The following is an 18,744-nucleotide window of genomic DNA, read 5'->3' on the forward strand; positions in this document are numbered from 1 at the left end:
CCGCACCCTCGAAGGCGTCAAAGCACGCGTCGCAGCCCGGCTCCTGGCCCTCGCATGCCGGCATCTGGCACAACTGGCACACCGGCGCGCCCCGCAAACCCTCCCTAATCGCCTACGACCACTAAATCCAATAGGACTTAATCATCTAGGCCTTCAGCCACTTCCCGCTGATCCACTGCGCCCTCCAACTCCACCACGGGCACTCAAGGCACAGGAACACCCCGCTACCCAGCCCTAAGGACCATGAACCAAGCCTGGGCGAGCCGGACCGCTCTTTGAACGGAAGGGCCACATGAAGCGCAAAGCTATGGGCGCTGCATTTAGCCCCTCCGGCAGGAACACGCCCGGACTGAAGGTACAGATGATAAAGAACTCAAATAAGGGAAGGATCGGAAGCCCACGTTGCCTGCATGGATGCGAGTGGCGCGCGGAAGCGCACGGACTCTCAACCTCGACAGGAGGCGACATCGACAAGACGCAACGGTGGGCCACACCGCAGATTGCGGCTGGCCCATCGTTGCCGGTGAGTCCATGAGGAGTGGCTACCGCTGTCGGGCGGCGACAAGCATCTCGTGGCCGCCCGGTTGGCCTTTGGCGGGATGTCCGCCCGTCAGGATGTCTTCTGCCTGGTTGTTTGCGCCTCTGGCCCTCCGGAACGCGCTCCCTGCGACCGGTTGACTGACAGCGGCCTGTCACCGCTGCGCCGCAGTGTCAGCATCACCAGGCCCGCGGCCAGCAGGCAGCCTGCCAGGAAGATGGACGTGGCCAGGAAACTGCCGTGCGTCGCATCCTGCAGAAAACCACCAACGTACGGTCCCACGAATCCGCCGAGATTTCCGACCGCATTGATCAGCCCCATGGCTGTGCCAGCCACGGCGACCGGCATCGCACGGGACGCTGAAGCCCAGAAGGGGCCGTCATAGGCCAAGGCCCCGGCGACGGCGATGCTAATGAGGGTGATCGCGAGGAATGGCGCATTGTCACCGGTTGCTACCGAGACCACCAACGCAACAGCACCGACCGCCATCGACAGCAGCACGTGGGTGGAGTAACGGCCCGAACGGTCAGCTGCCTTGGCGTTGTACCAGAGACCGACCATCGCCAGAACGTATGGAATTGCGGTGATCAGCCCCACCTCCATGGAGGATCCGGAGGTGATCGTCTTGATCACATGCGGGAGCCAAATGTTGATGCCATAGAAGCCAATCTGGATGAGGAAGTACACCAGCGTCAGCCGCCACACGACCGTGTTGGACATGACATGGCGCAGGCCCAGCTTCTCCTGCTGAGGATGTGCCTTTGCGTCAGCAGCAAGTCCCCTCTCGATGTACTCCCGCTCCTGGACGGAGCACCATGCCGCCTCGCGTGGATGGTCAGCGATCAGGGCCCACCACAGGGGTGCGGCGATAACGAACGGGAAAATGCCCTCAATGATGAACAGCCACCGCCAGTCCGAGAAGGAGAGTATCCATCCGGAAAGGGGCGCCGTAATGATCGAAGCGATGGCAATATTCATCATCCAGAACGCGTAGGCACGCGCCCGCTCCGCAGCGGGGAACCAGTGGCTGATCAGAACAAGGATCGCCGGCCAGATTCCCGCCTCGGCCACGCCCAGGAAAAAGCGCACCACGAGCAGCTGCGTGAAGTCCTGGATGAAGCCGGACAGGACGGCCAGTACGCCCCAGATGAGCACCATGATTCCGACGAACTTCTTCGCACTCCAATGCTCGGCGAGGTAGCCGCCCGGAATTTGCAGGACGAGATAGCCGATGAAGAAGATGCCAGCAGCCAGGCCCTGCTGGGCGGCGTCTATACCCAGGTCCTGATGAAGTCCGTTTAGCGCGAACCCAATATTCGTCCTGTCCATGAACGAGATGATGTAGACAACGATGGCGACGGGAATCAACCGCTTCCACCGTGCATTGCCCACCGCCGTAGTTTTAACGTTCTGTGCCATTGGAAATGCTCCTTCGCGATATGGCAGATCAGACCGCGTCCCCAGTAAAGCGATTGCTCTCCCGCGGACCCATCAGGCCCGCTTTTCCGCCGCCGAGCGGAACGAGCAGGACTTGTTCGGGCAGAGCCAGGCGACGGTGAAAATTTCCGCACCGAGCTGGGCTACTCACCCGAGCTTCATGCCTTTATTTTTACGCAACTGTTGCGCTTGTGCAAGAGGATCGTCTCCGCGTGGCCAGTTACGTCAGTTCTGGAATCCTCGGGCGTATCGCCTCGACGCCCCCGTGTTAAGAGCCCGGAACAAGGATAGTGGCGGCAGCGCAATTAACCTTGCACTGGGATGCCTCGTCTGACACGCGCCGGGTGGACGGAACAGATGTTATCGGCCGTCGAATTTGGCCGTGGGAAAGGTTCGGAGAAGGACCCGCCTGGGCTTTTCTCTTACTTGTCAGCGAGTGTCAGCGATATCGCCCCGCGCAGTGCGACGTTTTACCCTCAGTCGCCGGCGCCTGCCATCACAATTGGCGGAATGGTGCCTCAGGGGTAGCCCACGCCGGCCATCCGGAGCCATGATGGCACCATGACGGATCCCCCAACGGAAGCTGTCAACCGCGGAGCTCGCCGAGGCCGGGCTTACCGGCTGGCGCGTGACCGGCGAGGCCCTCACTGTTACCTTCCGGACCCGGAAGTTCTCTGCCGGCCTGGAGCTCGTGAACCGCATCGGCGCCTCCGCCGAGGAGGCCAACCACCACCCCGACCTCACGCTCACGTACCCCGAGGTAGGTGTGACGCTCTCGAGCCACGACGTCGGCGGGATCACCAGCCGCGACATCGACCTGGCCCGCACCATCGGCGGCCACGCCGCGGACCTCGGGGCCGCCGCTGAGTGAATCCGGGCCGCGGGCACGGGGCGAACGGATCGTCGAAGCGCTAAGCGGATAGGCCAAGAGTCGCCGTCGGTGCCGACATCATCCTGGACGCCGACACGCCAACGCCGCGGGACAGCGGGTGCCAAATTCCTGGCAGTCCCGGAGTCAGCCCCGCCCTGCTCGCCCATATGCAGTCACTGGACGTTCCGGCACTTCCCGGCGTGTATTCTTCGACCTGCTGTAGCCGGAAAGATGGCCCACTTTGGCCTCAGCACGAAGGCACCCACGAATGATAAAGAATGTGATTCCTGCGCTGGGCAGCCTTATGACAGCGCCAAGACTGCCAGTCCGCGCCTCGACAGGCTGACAGAATCATAATTATCGGCTTTTAAAGTACGCGAGTAGGAGTAGCTGCGAGAACTTCCGTTCCCGGGGGCATGAGCGCCTTTCCGCATACGTTTTGAGGGCTCTGAGGTCTAGCAGTATTAACGGCGGACGCCGCGAAGGACTGCGGCCGCCGGACGGTCAGGTCTTAGCTGCCGAGGTTCCGGTACTTGCGGGCCCGGGCAGCCACAAGTTCGGGTACCGGGAGACCGGCCACCGATGCCAGTTCATATTCAATGGCCCCCGCCATTCGCTTACAGAACTCGCGCGGCTCCAGCGACGCGTCTTCGCGCTCATCCACGATGTGGTCCACCAGGCCGTTCGCGTACAGCGCGGCGACATTCACTCCCTGCGCCTGCGCCATGGCCGGGGCGAATTCACTAGTCCTGTGCACAATGGCGCTGGCACCCTCCGGTGGCAGCGGTGAGAGCCAGCTGTGCTGGGCGGCGATGGTCCTGTCGGCGGGCAGCAGCGCCAGGGCGCCTCCGCCGGCGCCCTGGCCAAGCAGCACGGAGACCGACGGCGATTCCAGGCCGATCAGTTCGTGCAGTGAGCGCGCAATTTCCCCGGCAAGCCCGCCCTCCTCTGCCTCCTGCGACAGCGCGGCGCCGGCGCTGCGTTGAGTAACACTGTCCGGCTATTCCCCTTGGACCTTCCAGCCTGCAGCCGGGGTGTAGGTAGCGATGATTGGGCCTTGCCCGAAGATGGGCTGCGGGTCAAAGTTTTGCCGTAGGGTTGCGCTGGTGCAATCCATGCCGCACAGAGCCTCGATTGCCCTTGTCATGGCGTCGCTGGAGTAGGGGCCTTCAACCGTGAAACAACCGCCACCCTTGTCGGTTGAGTATTCAAGGAAGAACGGCATGAATGAGTCTTTCCGAGGAAAGCCAAGCTGATACAGGGCCGATAGTCCTGTTTCCGGGAAGTCCGGGAAGTCCGGGAAGTCCGGGAAGTCCGGGCAGACCCCAGCCGACGCCCCTGGGGCGGCCCTCGCTGCGGCGTGATCGACGAGCTCATTGCTACAAGCATCTCGCTCTGCCCCGACGACACCCAGCCCTTAGAGTGTCTCGCTTTTCAGCCATCCCAATGCTTCAGCCCGGGACGTGCAAACCCGTGTAGGGCAGGGGCGGGATGTGGATGCCCAGGAAGAAATTTGCCAAGACACGGTCCACGGGACTGGCACCCAACAGCGCGATCCGGGACGCTGCGCACGGAATCGAGAACACAGCACGCGCTGGCCTGCTCACCGACCGCGTACTGGCCATATCAACCAGCATCGGGTACTCCGCACCCTTGGCAAGCGCGTTAACTGCCGCCATGGCTGCCTTGGCATCCACGTCTTTAATACATCGGGATCCCACACAAGGTGGATCAGAGCAGGGGGCTCCAGCCCCGCAACACCCTTGCCACCTTTGACTCTAAGCGGTTTCATTCATTTGCTCCCCCAGCTGAGCAGTCTCCAGACCTGGTTCACAGTACAGCCGGGTCCGCGCGGATCCCGCCCCCTGCCCACGGGGCATGCCGTGCCCTGCCGATAATTCACCTGTGTAAAAAATGACCACTCACGATGGTTGGGGCGCCCCGCCGGGAAGGTCACGGCACGGCATCCCAGCAGAGCGCTTCGCAGTTCCCTCGGGATCCGCCCGCTGTTCAGTCGTCGAAGTGCAGGGAGGTGTCCGGGTTTACGCCGAAGTGGGCGATGATGTCAGCGGCCATGTCGTGAAGTTTTTGGTTCCGGTTGTTGGATGCTTTTGCCAGGAGCTCGAAATACGGGGGCGGTGGCCGCGAAAAAGTTCAGAACCGCCTCGGACGGCTCCCCGAATCCATAGGTACACCCAAGGCGCTGCGGCACCCCTCCGCCGCGGTCACGCCCGTGAGTGACGTCTACCCTTTTCTGCCTTCGGTTGCGACGCCTTCGATGAAGTGGCGTTGGCCGAATGCGAAGAGGATGAGCATGGGCAAGGTGATGAGCAGGGTTGCGACCATTACGTACTGGTAGTCGCCCTGGCCGCCGTTGGTGGGGCTGTACTTGGTCATGGCGTAGGCGATTCCCAGTGGGGCTGTAAAGCCCTGAACTGATCCGGCGTTTAGGTAGATGAGCGCGGACTGCAGGTTGTTCCAGCTGGCCTGGAACTCGAATATGAAGATGACCACAAGCGACGGGATAGACAGCGGCAGGGCGATGCGGCGGAACAGGCCGAAGTAGCTGGCCCCGTCGATGCGCGCGGCCTCGAAAAGCTCCCTCGGCAACCCCAGGAAGAACTGGCGCTGCAGGAAAATGTAGAACGCTGAGCCGAAAAGATTCATGCCGAAGAGCGGTATCCACGTTCCCAGGACGCCCAGGTTCTTCCAGATCAGGTACTGCGGCACCATCGTGACAGCACCGGGCAGCATCATCGTGGCCAGCACCAGGCCAAAAAGGAAGCTCCGTCCTGGAAAACGGAAGTAGGCAAACCCGAAGGCCACCATTGAACTGGAGAAGGTCACCAGCGTGGCGGCCAGAACCGCGATCAGGAAGCTGTTGGTCACCCAGTTCACCAGCGGCAGCTGGTCCCACACTTCCACGTAGTTCTGGGGAGAGAAGGTCCTGGGGATCAGGACGTTGTCGAACACTTCCCCGCGGGGTTTGAGGCTGGCTGCGACGAGCCAGGCCAAAGGGTAGAGGAAAGCTGCGCTGATCACGGTGAGGACGACGCCGAGCGCGATTCGGGCCGCCGCGGTCCGGGGCGGCCGGACCCTGCGACGTGGTGCGACCGAGGCCGGTCCTTGTTCGGCAGTGGGTGAGGCGCCGGCCGGGACCGGGCTACCGTCCGTTGCGTGGGTGTCGGCGGTGGCCATCAGCGTTTCTCCCCTTCGTAGTAGACGAACCTGTTTCCGATCCGGACCTGGACCAGGCTGATCAGCAGGATCAGTACGAACAGAACCCAGGCCATGGCGGAGGCGAACCCGAAGTTGAACTCCCGGAACGCTTGCTGGAACAGGTAGATGCCGTAGAACAGTGAGGCCTCGGGGGAAGCGCTGGTCTGGTCCCGCCAGAAGAGGAGATAGGCCTGGTCAAAGACCTGCAGCGCCGCGATGGTCAGGACGATCACGTTGAAGAAGATGGCCCCCGAAATCATCGGCACCGTGATGGAGAAAAACTTCCGGACCGGACCCGCGCCATCCAGCGAGGCTACCTCGTAGAGCTCCCGCGGCACGCTCTTGAGGGCGGCGAGGAAAATGACCATGGTGCCGCTCACCCCCCAGAGGGTCATCAGGACAATCGAGGGTTTGACCCAGGCCGGATCGATCAACCACTGTGGCCCGGAAATGCCAAAGAAAGCCAGCGCCTGATTGATGGCGCCGGTATTACCGTTGAGCAGCAGCAGGAAGACCGCTGCGGTCGCGACCGACGGCGTCATCTTCGGCAGGTAGTAGACGGTCCGGAAGAATCCTGCGCCGCGGCCCACCCTGTTCAGCAGCAGAGCCAAGCCCAGCGCCACGCAGACCTCCAGCGGTACGGCCATAACGGCGTAGAACAGGGTGTTGGCCAGCGAGGCGGCGACCTTGGGATCCTGGAAGAGGAGCTGATAGTTTGCCGTGCCGGCCGGCTTGACAACATTCGTCGCCAGACTATACCGACTGAACGAGATCACCAGGCTGTAGGCCATGGCCCCCAGCATGAAGACTAAGAAACCGACGATCCACGGCGAAATGAACAAGTACCCGGCCAGCGCCTCACGGCGGTTGTACCTGCGCCGCTCTCGTGGGCGCCGCACCTCCTTGGAGGACGTGACTTTCACCGATGCTTTCTCTTCCATCAATGACACTCCGTTCCCGATCAACGACAAAGCAAAGCAGTCCTCAGGCAGCATTCACGTGCCCCCGGGATCCCTCTTGCGTCCCCTTGCTGCTTCGGCTAACTTTCGATTTAGCAAGCTTACTTACAATCTGCCAGTTAATGGCTTCTCCCTCCAGAGGTCTTGGTACGGAAGAGGCGGGGAGCCGCGGCATTCGTCGTGGAAGAAGGAGGATCGGGATGCGTCTTCGGGAAAAGAGCGTGGCGGTTCTGGCAATAGCGGTGCTGGGGCTGACGGGGTGCGGCGGAGGCAATCCGGCCCCAGCCCAGACCGCTGATTTCAAGAAAGAGGCGTCCGGGGCGCTCTCGGCCTGGGCGTTTGATAACGCTGATGATGTCGGCAACGCCCGGATGAAGTATGCGGCAGACCAGCTCCCCGACGTCAAAATCACGATGGACCAAACGCCGTTCGACGCGCAAAAATTCACCACCCGCGCTGCCAGCGGCGACCTACCCGACGTCGTCCAGATGGACCGTGCCTTCGTCGCGACCTATGCCGCCCAAGGGTTGATCAAACCACTTGACGGGTGTTTCAAAGCCCATGGGATGGACCCGGGCAAACAGTTCTACCCGGCCGTCACCCAGCAAGTCACTTACCAGGACAAGGTGTGGGCCGTGCCGCAGTTCTACCAGCCGGCGGCGATCATCCTGAACCAAAAAGTTCTTGAAAGCGCGGGGGTAACCGCGACGGACATCGATACCTCGGATAAGACCAAGCTTCTGGACGCCGTAGTCAAAGCGTCGAAAACCGACGGCGGGAACCCCTCAACGCTCGGCTTCGACCCGGTCGCGGCCGGACAGCCCGAACTATGGATTCTAGGCCAGGGCGGCCGACTTATGGACGACAAGGGTGCGCCGGCCTTGGACGATGCCGCCAACACCGCGGCATTAACCTTCCTCAAGCAGATTTACGATGCTCAGGGCGGCTATGCCAAGGCCAAGAGCTTCTCGGATTCCTTCGACACCTTCGGCAAGCAGAACCAATTCGTCAAGAACCAGGTGGGCGCGCAAGTCGACGCCCAGTGGTACGTCAACGTCCTGGCCCCTTACTCGCAATCGCTGAGCCTGTCCGCAGTCCCCTTCAAGGGCAAGGACGGGAAACCCTTCACTGTGGCGGGAGGAACTTCGTTCGTGATTCCGGCCAATGCCAAGAACCCCGACGCCGCCTGCGCCTGGATGACAGCCCTGGTCACCGACGACGCCTGGCAGGCCGCCGGCGAGGCCCGGGCACAGAAGATCGCGTCCACTCCGGGCGGCATCAACACCGGCCTCTTCACCGGCTCGCCCTCGGCGGATCAGCTGATCAGGGACAAGTTCGTCAAGCCCAGCGGTAACGCGGGATTCGATGAGACCATCAAGACCTACTACGACGTCCTTCCCGCCGGGAAGTCGCTTGGCGCCTCCCCGGCGGGACAAACCATCAAGACGGAATTAAACAACGCCGTCGCCTCCGCACTGCTGGGTACCAAGACGCCGAACCAAGCCCTCTCTGACGCCCAGGCCGCCGCGAAGCGGGCCTTCGACCAGGCAGGTTCATGAAAGGCCTGAGCGTAAGAACCGCCTGTCGGTGCCATCCTGGATGGATCATGGTCGGTGCGACCCCGGCCCGTCCTGACTGCGGGAACGGCCAAATCAAGGAAAGGTGAACCGACGATGGTGGAAAACAAGAGAAATAACCGCCCCGACATTTTTACCCGGTTCACCACGAAGACCTCGAAAGTCCTTGGTCATGCCTGGGTGTTTTCCGCCGCCGTAGCAGTGCTGTTGGTGTGGGCGCTCACGGGACCCTTGCTGAGTTTTTCGGATACGTGGCAATTGGTCATAAACACAGGCACCACCATCGTCACGTTTTTGATGGTCTTTATCATCCAAAACACGCAAAACCGGGATACTGCCGCTTTGCAGCTGAAGCTGGACGCGATCATGCTGGAACTACAGGTCAGCAACGCGAAACTCTACGACGCCGAGAACGAGGGAGAGAAGGAAATCGAACGGCAACGCCGGCGGATAGAGCAGGCGGCCGAAAACGGGGAGCGGAACGAGCCTTAGCCCCACCCCCGCCTTGAATGGCCATGCAGTCGCGCTTATTTCATGAAGCTAACGAAGGCCCGGGGCCAAGCAGCACGAAGAAGAAGGTGCTGACCTACAGGGTTGCTGATCTTCCAGGGTCCCTGATACTGGACGAGATGTGTAGAGGTGACCAGATGGCACCGCGATCATGCGCCGGACGCTTTGGTCCTGAAGACCGTCAAGCCCCGCCTTTCAGCTGGCGGGGTAAGTACACCTCAACCTGACGTCAGGGCGTCTGACAAGCGCAAATGGCACGTACACGTCCACCTCCGGCATGTTCTCAGGAACCCGCGAGTCACAGCACGTGACATCGTCACCCGGGTGCCGCACGCGAACTTGAGCAAGTCCCGATTCCTTGGATTGTTTCGATGAATCTCGGGACATCTCCCCTTGGGTTCCTTCCCCTTCGCTTGTCAGAGTGGGATTTGAGAACGTCATGAGCGGGTGTCAATAATGCGGAAACTGACGTCATTCTGACACCTGTCTCCGAAGTAGAAACTCGAATGCTAGGCATGCTTTGGCGTGTCAATCGGACGCGAGAGGCCCCTAAGCTGGGGAGGAAACACCGCGGTATTGCGAAAACCGGCCGTTCATTCTCAGCGCGGCTGAAGGCTGACCGGCATTCGCTCCCTCCCAGTTAAGGGTCAGCCATGACCTGTTACCGCGACCTCGGTGCAACAGATGGTTCCACGCTTCGAAAGGTATTCTCCTGTTCCTGGCTGGTCCCGTTCGTCAGGCGTCCGCGAGGCGCACCAGAAGTTCAGCGTCGTGGCGCAGGACGTATTTGAGGCCCTCGTCGATAGTTTGACGCCGCGATACTTTCTGAGTTTCGTGGCAAAGATTGTTGTCCATGCGGTGCGCATTGCAGGGGTGTTGCCGTGAGTGGTCCGGGCTCTCGGGTGCAGGATCGGGACTCTTCGTGGCCATACCCTATGGTAGGTCAGCGTCCTTACTGACTGCGTGTCCGCTTGGGCGTAGCCTGTCCTCGTGGCCAGCATCATTACCCGTGCCCGTTGGGATGGGACTACCGCTGTCTCGGTGCGGTGGCGGGACTACAGGTCCGGTCATCAACGCCGTCTGACCGTGAGGTCAGACCAGGAAGCCCTCGACCTTGTGCGATACCTGAATGACAACGGGCAGATGCCGAAGTCAAATGAGCCTGCCGGCCCGCTGAGGAAACGGGGCGTCCCGACCGTGGCGGAAGTTGTCCAGGAACATATCGACTTGCTGGTGCGGCCCTCCCCCGGGAGTATCTGCACGTATCAGCGGATTTTCGACCTGCGAATTCGAAACACGATAGGTCACATACCAGTTGACGAGTTCGGGTACCGGGACGTCATGCGCTGGGTCAAAGGCCTTTCCCTCGACGGTGTCGCACCGAAAAGCATCAAGAACATGCACGGGCTGCTCTCGGCTGCAATGAAGACCGCCGAGTTGCTCGGCTACGTTTCCCGTAATCCCTGCCACGGCATCCCCCTCCCCACGGCTGAAAGGGCAGAAGACGATGCCCTGTTCCTCACCCATGCCGAGTTCAGCTTGCTCACTGGAGGAATGCACGCGCCCTACAAGACTCTGGTGCAATTCCTGGTCATGACGGGAGCCAGGTTCGGGGAGGCAACCGCACTCAAGGTCTCCGATATCGATCTGCTCTCCAAACCGCCTACCGCACGAATCAACAAAGCGTGGAAACGCGACAGGCAATCCCGCTACTACCTGGGCCCAACCAAAACCAGGGCAGGAAAGCGCAGCATCGGGCTCAATCCCGCCCTGGTAGACCTGCTCATCCCTTTAGTGGCAGACCGGCCCGGCAGCGAGCTGCTGTTCACGACGCCCGACGGCCAGCGAATCGCTCACAAACCGTTCTGGCAACACCACTGGGTGCCAGCTGTCGACGCCGCAAAAGGGCAGGGCCTGACGAAGTCCCCGCGAATCCACGACTTGCGGCACACCCATGCCTCTTGGCTCATCCAAGACGGTGGTATTTCCCTTTTCGCGTTATCGAGACGTTTAGGCCACGCATCCGTTCGGACTACCGAACAAGTCTACGGACACCTCATGCCCCAAGCGCTGCAGGATGGCGCCGACGCGACCGAACGCTCCATCAGAGGCCTCAGGCTCTAACTCTGGGCAGTCCGTTTTTGGTCTTCTCTACCGAGCCCGGCGCTATTCCCTGCCTAAGGCGACTCCGCGTCAATCTTTTTGGAACAATCAAGATGAGGCGCTACTTCGTCTCGTTGGGATGGCTGGTGTGGACTTGCTCCAGATAGACCACCTTGCCCTCAACGTAGAACCAAAGACGGGCGTCGCCCATGAGCGTCGGCTTGTGCTGCCACCGGTCATGCGTGGCCCCGTTTCGGGTCACCAGAGCCAGCTCGCCCTTCAATCGGTAGTTGGTGGGTGTTACAAGCTCAGGTGTCCGGGTCAGGAAGTCCCACGCATCAGCCAGCGGGTTCCTGATCGTGGCCGCCAGGTCTATCCAGCCCTTGCGGGCCTGGACCGATGCAAACTGGATCTCGTATTCGCTCTTCTTCGTCGGCCGCTCAACCTTTGACCCCTTCGCCATGCGCTAAGGGCGCTCGACAGCTTCGGCTTCGTCGAGCCACTCAATCGACTCCTTGCCGAGGCCGGCGGCAATGGCTGTAGCCGTTTCACGCCAAGATGTGAGTTCTGCGACCGCCAAGTGGGGCTGATGGGTGGCAAAAGATGCACGAGCTGCCGCCAAGACAGCATTCGCACAGGCTTCCTGGTCGGCCGGGCTGAGGGCCAGCATCCACGGGAAGCGATCGCTCATGCGACTCGCGAGGGTCCCCTCGGTGCTCGTGGAGACGGCAACCAGTTGTGCCGCAAGCTCCAGCAGCGCATCACGCGCTTTGTCGGCGCTCTCAGACATCAGCACGAGGGATTCGCCGTCGCGGCGGGTGACCTGAACGGGATGGTCAGCCGCAGCGGCGAAGACATCAAGGGGTGCGCGGCTCAGGTCAGAAGACTTGAACGTCGTTTTCGATAAGGTGGCTGCGCTCATACAATTACACTAACTCAGAATGTGTTCAGAAGTCCATAAACTGCAGGACGTAGGGGCCTACACTGGCGCCATGGAGAGCCTGCCGCGTCCGCCCATTCGTGTGGCGATAGCCGTTCCGGCCTGCTGGAAAGACGCCGGGCCCCTGGCTGACCAGCTCCGGCAAGCATTTGTCGTCTACATTGACAAGCATTCGAGCGACGAACGCTTCGTTCACGCACGAGCCGAATCCGACCAAAAGGATTCGAAACGAGCAGACCTCTTTAATCCGGCGACTCAAAGTGAGGTACCAGGAGCAGCCAAGCGGCACCTGACGTACGGCTGCCCACAGCGCCGCGCATGTATCGCCAAACGCGATCGAGGCCCTTGATTATTGATGCTCCTTAGGCGGACCCCACACGAGCAATCGTTCCGTAGTGGGGCTCGTTTGCGGAATCAGTTGAAAAATCAGCCGGGGCCTTGAATTTACTTTCAACAAATCCGCGGAGGGACTTCGTTGGAGGCCCAAGTTCGACTCACATGCCCACACACATTGAAGCCTCCCATTGCGGACTTAGACACCTTACAGAATCTTTATTATCGGCTCTTCAGCGCGAGCGGGGGAGGAGTCCCAAAAGGGGGTTTCCGTCCCACTCGTCGTCGTTGGCCGGTCCCGCCCAAATCGCACCGGCCCGCCAGGCAGCAGCACCACGTTCCTCGCCGCCCAAATTATCGAGTATCCATAATCCGTGTGAAAGACTGGGGATTATGGCGGGGTCAGCAGCGTTTGAGAACGAGAGCCTTTCGGAAAAGGTCAAGCGTACGATTGTGGACCGCGTCGTTGATGGTACCTACCCTCCCGGTATGCGTCTAGTGGAGCTCCAGCTCGCAAAAGAATTCGGTGTGAGCCAGGCGCCGGTCCGTGAAGCCCTGCGGGAACTGTCCTCCACGCGGCTGGTCGAAAACATACCCCGCCGCGGCACGTTCGTCCGGTCCGCTTCTCAGGATGACCTCGCGGAGGTCTACTTTGTGCGTCTCGCCTTGGAAGGAACTGCCGCCGCCGCCGCGTATCCGGCGCTGCATGCCGACCCCTCGCCATTGCGCGATGCGTTGGCGGGTATGCGTGAGGCCGCGGCCAGGGGCGATGCCCATGGCATCGCCAAGTACAGCACCGATTTTCACCGGGCTGTTGTGGTTGCGACCGGGAACCGGCTGATGCTGGAGATCTGGGATTCCCTCTATGTCGAGGCTCGGACCATGGCCACCGTCGTGCGCGGCCACGTCGACCTGCACGCGGCGGCCGAAGCGCACGTCCCGATCCTGGATGCTTTCGAGAGCGGCACACCGGACCTCTGCACCAAGCTCGTCATCGAACACCAGCACGAGTACTCCGTCCTCCCCCAGGAATAGGCCCCTTCCTTCTCCATGGGAAGGGCACGCGCCACTTCCAAAAGAGATTATCGATAATCGCTTGTGATATCAGTCACGGTCGCGTAGAGTCCTTCTCATCCATTATCGATAATCGATTCAAAGGGGAATCACTTTGAAACTCGTAAGCTTCCGCCACAACGACACCCAGCAGACCGGCGTCCTCAACGAGGACGCCACAACGGTGACTGCCGTGCCGGGCGGGCAGGACCTGCTCTCACTCATCGACAACTGGGACGGCGCCGCTGCCGAGCTCACCGCCTTGACCGGAGAAGCAATCCCCGTGGCCGACATTGAGTTGCTGGCCCCCATTCCGCTCCCCCGCCGGAACATCTTCTGCGTGGGCCGCAACTACGTCGAACACGCCAAGGAATTCGCCAACTCCGGCTACGACGCCACTGCAAGCGCCACCCCGCAGCCGGAATACCCGGTGGTGTTCACCAAGGCCCCCTCCACGGTCATCGGCACCGGCGCGGACGTCGACCCGCACACCGGCGTCACCTCCGAACTGGACTACGAAGCCGAACTCGGCGTCATCATCGGCACGGGCGGCCGGGGCATCAGCAAGGCCGAGGCGCTGGACCACGTCTGGGGCTACACGATCATCAACGACGTCACCGCCCGCGACCTGCAGAAAGACCACAAGCAGTGGTTCCTGGGCAAGAGCCTGGACACCCACTGCCCGATGGGCCCGTGGGCCGTCACCCGCGACGAGGTCGGCGACGGGCCCCTGGATCTGCACTGCACCGTCAACGGCGAAACCCGGCAGAAGGCGACCACAGCCGACCTGATCTTCGACATCCCCACGATCATCGAAACGATCAGCGCCGGCATCACCCTCCAGCCCGGCGACATCATCGCGACCGGCACCCCGGTCGGTGTCGGCATCGGCTTCACCCCGCCGCGGTTCCTGACCAGCGGAGACGTCGTCGAGATCAGCATCAGCAAGCTCGGCACCCTGCGGAACCGGATCGGAGAAGGACGATGAGCACCGCGACCATCCCCGCAGGACTGACAGCGGTCGGAACGAAACATCTCTTCGTCGAAACCACAGGCACCGGCGATGACGTTGTCCTGGTCCATGGACTGGGCGGCACCACCAGCTTCTACGAACCCCTCGTCGCCTCACTGGCCGAACGGTTCCGCGTCACCCGCTACGACTTCACCGGACACGGCCGCTCGCCCCGGGAAGCTGAACTCAGCCTGGAATCCCTGACCGCTGAACTGGCCCTGGTCATCGAATCCCAGACCACCTCAGGCCGCGCCCACCTCGTCGCCCACTCCATGGGAACCCTCATCGCCCAGCAGCTGGCGTCGACCCGCCCTGACCTGGTCCGCGAAGTCGTCCTGCTCGGCCCGGTCCGCGAACAGGCCCAGGCGGCCAAGGACGCCACCCGGGCCCGCGCAGCCCTCGTCCGCGGGAAGGGCATGGCCGCGGTCGCTGACACGGTCGCCAACGCCGCCACCGCAGACCACGCAGCACTAGCGAACCCGCTGGTGCGCCCCTTCGTCCGCGAACTGCTCCTGGGCCAGGACCCGGAAGCCTACGCGCAGGCCTGCGAAGCCCTCGCGGCCGCCACCAACCCGGACCTGTCCAGGGTCCGGTCCAAAGTCCTGCTGCTCACCGGCAGCGAAGACAAAGTCAGCACCCCGGCCGCCAACGAGGCCATCGCCGAGGAGCTTGGCCAGGCTGAACTCCTGGTCGCCCCGGGCACCGGCCACTGGACTGTTCCGGAGGCGCCGGATTTCGTCACCGCCGCCGTCCTGGACTTCCTCACGGGCTCCACGCTCAAGCCGGACACGAAGAAGACGTGCGCGTGCAGCAGCTCCAGCCCGGGCTGCCAGTCGCGCCGCCAGCAGACCATCATCATGCAGATCCGCAAAGCCCCCTAACAACCCGCACCACCGTCTCCATCTCAAGATAAGGACAACGAAGTCATGTCGAAAACCCTCTTCACCAACGTCAACATCCTCGACAGCACCGGCGCCCAGCCCTTCCTCGGCGAAGTGCTCGTCGTCGATGAGCGCATCACCGACGTCCGTCCCGGCACGGGCAACCTGCCCCGCGAGGGCGCCCGGGTCATCGACGGCCGCGGCCAGACCCTGATGTCGGGCCTGTGCGATGCACACACCCACTTCACCTGGAACGACGGGGACCTCAACAGCCTGGAAACCATGAACGTTGAGGAACACCTGCTGCACACCGTCGAATCGGCCAAGTACTACATCGACTACGGCTACACCATGTGCTTCGGCGCGGCCAGCGCCAAAAAGCGCCTCGACGTCGTCGTCCGCGACGCCATCAACGCGGGCCGGATCCCCGGCCCCCGCTACCTGGCCAACGGCCAGGAAATCGCCACCACCGCCGGGGACCTCGTACCCGGCATCACCCAGATCGCCGACGGCGTCGAGGAAATGCGCAAAGTGGTCCGTGAAACCATCGGGCTGGGCGTGGACCAGATCAAACTCAGCATCTCCGGCGAGGAAATCACCGGCTCCAAGGCAGCCACCGACACTTACATCACCGAAGAAGAACTCCAGGTCGCCGTCGACGAGGCACACCGCCGGCACGTACGCGTCTGCACCCACGCCCGCAGCCGCGACTCCGTCCTGATCTCCCTGAAAACCGGCGTCGACATGATCTACCACGCCTCCTACATCGATGACGAAGGCATGGACCTCCTCGAGGCCGCCAAGGACCGCGTCTTCGTCGCCCCGGCCATCAACTGGCTGGTCGCAACCCTCCAGGACGCCGAAGCCTTCGGCTACTCCCACGAGGCCGCCGAACAGGCCGGCTACGCCCGCGAACTCGACATCGCCGTCAAGGCAATGCAGGAGATGCGCCGCCGCGGCATCCGCGTGCTGCCCGGCGGAGACTACGGCTTCGCCTGGACCCCCCGCGGCACCTACGCCCGGGACCTGGACCACTTCGTGAAGCTCTTCGGCTACACCGAAATGGAAGCCATCATCGCCGCCACCGCCCTCGGCGGGGAACTGTTCCAAAAGCCCAACGAACTCGGCAAGGTCCTGCCCGGCTTCTACGCCGACATGATCCTCGTCGACGGCAACCCCCTCGAAGACATCACCATCCTGCAGGACCTGAACAAGATCACCGCAGTGATGAAAAACGGCGAATTCCACCGCGAACCGGCCGAAGACACCCCGGCCACCCCCGAAACCGCCGATCCTGCCGACCTCGCCCTGACCCACCTCTAACAAGCACCCACGCTGTGTGGCCCCCGGCTTTCCGCCGGGGCCACACAACAAAATTCATCCCGTCCGTGTAGGGCGAACATCCCGCATTCTATGCACGCAGAGAAGCGTGCACCTTCCCTTAGCTTTCCTTTTCAAAAAGACAATGACGCCATTTTGACCCTAAGGAACCACCCATGAAGCCCCTCGTCATCATCGGAATCACCGCCGGAATCCTTGCCGGCCTCTGGACCCAATTCAGCACACCCCTGGGCCTGATCACCTGGGTCGGATTCCTCTCCTGGGCATGCTTCTTCGCCGCCGGCGGAAAACGCGCCGGACTCCTCAAAACCATCCCCGCCAACCTCTCCGGCGTCCTATGGGGCGCCGTCATCCTCTGGGCATCGGCGAACCTCCCCATCCCCGGCGCGCTCGGGATCTCGGTCGCCATCGCAGCGTTCGCCATGTGCGTCCAGGCACGCTGGAGCGTCCTGGGTTTCATCCCGGGAGCGTTTGCCGGATGCGCCGCCTACTTCGGCACCACGTTCGACGCCGCCGGTACCTGCCTGGCCCTGATCGCCGGCGCCTGCCTCGGCTGGCTCTCGGAATACACCGCAGGGCTCCTCACCACCCCCAGTAAGAAGAACCAGACGCCCGCACCTGTCGCGGAAACCCAACCCGTCGGCTAAAACAACAGCAAAGGGCCGCCCCACCGGCCAACCCCTCCCCGGGTGCCACCGGCCCGCTCCCCGGCTGTCGGTGGCACCTGAGCCCGCCACCACCTCAAGGAACCGTGATGAACGCAGTAACAGCCCATGCAGTCGCCGGGTCCTTCCCGATCGGACACAGAACCTTCACCCCCCAGCCAACACAGGCCTTCCGGGTCGATGACTGGTTCCGCCTCCCCACAGCAACCGTGGAAATCCGCCGAAACGGCACATACGTCAGAACCGGACGCGTCGAAGAAGCCACCCCGGACTCCCGGATGCTGTGGCTCTCACCCGAAGGCGTCGACTCACGCATCCTCATCGACAAACTCGACGGATACGAAGTGTGGATCGACCCCGAACAGCACTACTACTACATCCAGCAACACCGGTAACGGAAGGAGGCAGCCATGACCATCGTTACCGAACGGCCCGGCACCATCGACCCCGCCCACGTCCGGGACGTCATGTCCATGGTGCCCACCAGCGTCACCGTCGTCGCCGGCCAGCCTGAACTCACCGGGGAACGCGCCGCCATGATCGTCGGATCATTCGTCTTCATCTCCCTCGACCCGTGCCTGGTCGGCTTCTTCGTCAGCCACGAGTCCTCCATCTGGCCACAGCTCAATAAAGCCACCGTGCTCGGCATCAGCACACTGGGCTCCGGACAGGCCGCCTTTTGCCGCAAGCTGGGAAAAAAGGAAGCAGACCGCTTCGACGAACGCTACTGGAGCCAGGGCACCTACGGTGCCCCACTGGTCACAGGGGCCGTCGCCGCCATGGAATGCCAAATCGAGAACGTTACCCCCGTCGGGGACCACGCCTTCGTCCTCGCCCGAGTCCTGGGCCTCAGCATCGGCAGCCTTACAGACCCCCTCGTCTTCCAGAACCACGGATTCTCCGGCCTCCTCCCCCACTGACACCACCTCGTGCGCCTACTAAGAAGCGGCAAGGAGCGAATATCAGGTTGGAGTGACACCCAACCTGGCATAGAACGGCTTGGCTTGGTGCCCAGAAAATAAGGGACTTAGATCTGGGTCCACTTAGAACTCGGTCGCGCCGCCGCCCACACCCGGGGACAATCCCTACGGGATATCCACCGCTACTGCTGCAATGGGAGCTAGCGCAATGGCTCCCGACTTCCAGCCGTGGATAACCGATTTGACCCCAATTGTGGACGGAACAGAGTCACCCCGGCGAAGTTTGTCCGAACCTCGTCAGGTTGACGGAATCGCTGTTATCGGCCCTTTGGCTTTGCCTGCTGGAAGGGGGGCCGGCGTCCCTTGTTTAGATGGCCTGCTTCAG

General features: G+C 62.2%; 17 protein-coding genes and 2 pseudogenes. 12 read left to right on the top strand and 7 right to left on the bottom strand.

The window, feature by feature from the left end; all coding sequences use genetic code 11:
• Nucleotides 1-125: pseudogene (locus tag QRN53_RS20995) on the top strand (IS982 family transposase); the annotation flags it as partial.
• Between the two features lie 485 nt (nucleotides 126-610).
• Here QRN53_RS20995 and QRN53_RS21000 read toward each other — a convergent pair.
• Nucleotides 611-1,957: an MFS transporter gene (locus QRN53_RS21000; protein WP_285245745.1), complete on the bottom strand. Its 1,347-nt coding sequence runs from the start codon at nucleotides 1,955-1,957 to the stop codon at nucleotides 611-613.
• Nucleotides 1,958-2,558: 601 nt separating this feature from the next.
• Here QRN53_RS21000 and QRN53_RS21005 point away from each other — a divergent pair.
• Nucleotides 2,559-2,846, top strand: a complete 288-nt coding sequence (locus QRN53_RS21005; RefSeq protein WP_285245761.1) for a 4a-hydroxytetrahydrobiopterin dehydratase — start codon at nucleotides 2,559-2,561, stop codon at nucleotides 2,844-2,846.
• Between the two features lie 511 nt (nucleotides 2,847-3,357).
• Here QRN53_RS21005 and QRN53_RS21010 read toward each other — a convergent pair.
• The 4 genes and pseudogenes from QRN53_RS21010 to QRN53_RS21025 form a co-directional block, all read right to left on the bottom strand.
• Nucleotides 3,358-3,825, bottom strand: a pseudogene (locus tag QRN53_RS21010) (carboxyl transferase domain-containing protein); the annotation flags it as partial.
• Nucleotides 3,826-4,297: 472 nt separating this feature from the next.
• The gene (locus QRN53_RS21015) at nucleotides 4,298-4,543 is read right to left on the bottom strand and encodes a DUF7793 family protein (RefSeq protein ID WP_285245746.1); all 246 of its coding nucleotides are present in this window, start codon (nucleotides 4,541-4,543) and stop codon (nucleotides 4,298-4,300) included.
• Between the two features lie 547 nt (nucleotides 4,544-5,090).
• Complete coding sequence (locus QRN53_RS21020; RefSeq protein ID WP_285245747.1) at nucleotides 5,091-6,044, bottom strand: carbohydrate ABC transporter permease; 954 nt, start codon at nucleotides 6,042-6,044, stop codon at nucleotides 5,091-5,093.
• Nucleotides 6,044-7,006: a carbohydrate ABC transporter permease gene (locus tag QRN53_RS21025; protein WP_285245748.1), complete on the bottom strand. Its 963-nt coding sequence runs from the start codon at nucleotides 7,004-7,006 to the stop codon at nucleotides 6,044-6,046. The genes QRN53_RS21020 and QRN53_RS21025 overlap by 1 nt, the downstream gene beginning before the upstream one ends.
• A gap of 218 nt (nucleotides 7,007-7,224) precedes the next feature.
• On the opposite strand from QRN53_RS21025, the gene QRN53_RS21030 reads away from it, so the two are divergent.
• The 3 genes from QRN53_RS21030 (at nucleotide 7,225) to QRN53_RS21040 (ending at nucleotide 11,235) form a co-directional block, all read left to right on the top strand.
• Nucleotides 7,225-8,583, top strand: a complete 1,359-nt coding sequence (locus QRN53_RS21030; RefSeq protein WP_285245749.1) for an ABC transporter substrate-binding protein — start codon at nucleotides 7,225-7,227, stop codon at nucleotides 8,581-8,583.
• 114 nt (nucleotides 8,584-8,697) lie between these two features.
• On the top strand, nucleotides 8,698-9,093 hold the full coding sequence (locus tag QRN53_RS21035) for a low affinity iron permease family protein (protein ID WP_285245750.1): 396 nt from the start codon (nucleotides 8,698-8,700) through the stop codon (nucleotides 9,091-9,093).
• Nucleotides 9,094-10,101: 1,008 nt separating this feature from the next.
• Entirely contained in the window at nucleotides 10,102-11,235 is a 1,134-nt protein-coding gene (locus QRN53_RS21040; RefSeq protein WP_285245751.1) for a tyrosine-type recombinase/integrase, read from the top strand.
• A 100-nt stretch (nucleotides 11,236-11,335) separates the two neighbouring features.
• Here the strand turns inward: QRN53_RS21040 and QRN53_RS21045 are convergent, their stop codons facing one another.
• Both QRN53_RS21045 and QRN53_RS21050 read right to left on the bottom strand, forming a co-directional pair.
• Complete coding sequence (locus QRN53_RS21045) at nucleotides 11,336-11,677, bottom strand: hypothetical protein (RefSeq protein WP_285245752.1); 342 nt, start codon at nucleotides 11,675-11,677, stop codon at nucleotides 11,336-11,338.
• A 3-nt stretch (nucleotides 11,678-11,680) separates the two neighbouring features.
• Nucleotides 11,681-12,136 carry a prevent-host-death protein gene (locus QRN53_RS21050; RefSeq protein WP_285245753.1) on the bottom strand — a complete coding sequence of 152 codons (456 nt, stop codon included), beginning with the start codon at nucleotides 12,134-12,136 and terminating at the stop codon, nucleotides 11,681-11,683.
• A gap of 744 nt (nucleotides 12,137-12,880) precedes the next feature.
• Here QRN53_RS21050 and QRN53_RS21055 point away from each other — a divergent pair.
• The 7 genes from QRN53_RS21055 (at nucleotide 12,881) to QRN53_RS21085 (ending at nucleotide 18,359) form a co-directional block, all read left to right on the top strand.
• Nucleotides 12,881-13,522: a GntR family transcriptional regulator gene (locus QRN53_RS21055; RefSeq protein ID WP_285245754.1), complete on the top strand. Its 642-nt coding sequence runs from the start codon at nucleotides 12,881-12,883 to the stop codon at nucleotides 13,520-13,522.
• A 133-nt stretch (nucleotides 13,523-13,655) separates the two neighbouring features.
• On the top strand, nucleotides 13,656-14,528 hold the full coding sequence (locus QRN53_RS21060; RefSeq protein WP_285245755.1) for a fumarylacetoacetate hydrolase family protein: 873 nt from the start codon (nucleotides 13,656-13,658) through the stop codon (nucleotides 14,526-14,528).
• Nucleotides 14,525-15,433: an alpha/beta fold hydrolase gene (locus QRN53_RS21065; protein ID WP_285245756.1), complete on the top strand. Its 909-nt coding sequence runs from the start codon at nucleotides 14,525-14,527 to the stop codon at nucleotides 15,431-15,433. Before QRN53_RS21060 ends, QRN53_RS21065 begins: the two co-directional genes overlap by 4 nt.
• Before the next feature lie 45 nt (nucleotides 15,434-15,478).
• On the top strand, nucleotides 15,479-16,756 hold the full coding sequence (locus QRN53_RS21070; RefSeq protein ID WP_285245757.1) for a metal-dependent hydrolase family protein: 1,278 nt from the start codon (nucleotides 15,479-15,481) through the stop codon (nucleotides 16,754-16,756).
• Between the two features lie 173 nt (nucleotides 16,757-16,929).
• Nucleotides 16,930-17,421, top strand: a complete 492-nt coding sequence (locus tag QRN53_RS21075; RefSeq protein ID WP_285245758.1) for a DUF1097 domain-containing protein — start codon at nucleotides 16,930-16,932, stop codon at nucleotides 17,419-17,421.
• Nucleotides 17,422-17,528: 107 nt separating this feature from the next.
• Complete coding sequence (locus QRN53_RS21080) at nucleotides 17,529-17,834, top strand: hypothetical protein (RefSeq protein WP_285245759.1); 306 nt, start codon at nucleotides 17,529-17,531, stop codon at nucleotides 17,832-17,834.
• Nucleotides 17,835-17,849: 15 nt separating this feature from the next.
• Nucleotides 17,850-18,359 (top strand): flavin reductase family protein, encoded by a 510-nt coding sequence (locus QRN53_RS21085; RefSeq protein ID WP_285245760.1) that lies wholly within the window; start codon nucleotides 17,850-17,852, stop codon nucleotides 18,357-18,359.
• Nucleotides 18,360-18,744: the final 385 nt, after the last annotated feature.

The organism is Pseudarthrobacter sp. fls2-241-R2A-127 (genome assembly GCF_030209355.1).
In the GTDB taxonomy this organism is placed as follows: domain Bacteria; phylum Actinomycetota; class Actinomycetes; order Actinomycetales; family Micrococcaceae; genus Arthrobacter.

Excerpts from the sequence above, each read along its gene's own strand:
- QRN53_RS21000 (WP_285245745.1), bottom strand. The coding sequence starts at position 1,957 with ATGGCACAGAACGTTAAAACTACGGCGGTGGGCAATGCACGGTGGAAG.
- QRN53_RS21020 (WP_285245747.1), bottom strand. The coding sequence starts at position 6,044 with ATGGCCACCGCCGACACCCACGCAACGGACGGTAGCCCGGTCCCGGCC.
- QRN53_RS21025 (WP_285245748.1), bottom strand. The coding sequence starts at position 7,006 with ATGGAAGAGAAAGCATCGGTGAAAGTCACGTCCTCCAAGGAGGTGCGG.
- QRN53_RS21030 (WP_285245749.1), top strand. The coding sequence starts at position 7,225 with ATGCGTCTTCGGGAAAAGAGCGTGGCGGTTCTGGCAATAGCGGTGCTG.
- QRN53_RS21035 (WP_285245750.1), top strand. The coding sequence starts at position 8,698 with ATGGTGGAAAACAAGAGAAATAACCGCCCCGACATTTTTACCCGGTTC.
- QRN53_RS21045 (WP_285245752.1), bottom strand. The coding sequence starts at position 11,677 with ATGGCGAAGGGGTCAAAGGTTGAGCGGCCGACGAAGAAGAGCGAATAC.
- QRN53_RS21050 (WP_285245753.1), bottom strand. The coding sequence starts at position 12,136 with ATGAGCGCAGCCACCTTATCGAAAACGACGTTCAAGTCTTCTGACCTG.
- QRN53_RS21055 (WP_285245754.1), top strand. The coding sequence starts at position 12,881 with ATGGCGGGGTCAGCAGCGTTTGAGAACGAGAGCCTTTCGGAAAAGGTC.
- QRN53_RS21065 (WP_285245756.1), top strand. The coding sequence starts at position 14,525 with ATGAGCACCGCGACCATCCCCGCAGGACTGACAGCGGTCGGAACGAAA.
- QRN53_RS21070 (WP_285245757.1), top strand. The coding sequence starts at position 15,479 with ATGTCGAAAACCCTCTTCACCAACGTCAACATCCTCGACAGCACCGGC.
- QRN53_RS21075 (WP_285245758.1), top strand. The coding sequence starts at position 16,930 with ATGAAGCCCCTCGTCATCATCGGAATCACCGCCGGAATCCTTGCCGGC.
- QRN53_RS21080 (WP_285245759.1), top strand. The coding sequence starts at position 17,529 with ATGAACGCAGTAACAGCCCATGCAGTCGCCGGGTCCTTCCCGATCGGA.
- QRN53_RS21085 (WP_285245760.1), top strand. The coding sequence starts at position 17,850 with ATGACCATCGTTACCGAACGGCCCGGCACCATCGACCCCGCCCACGTC.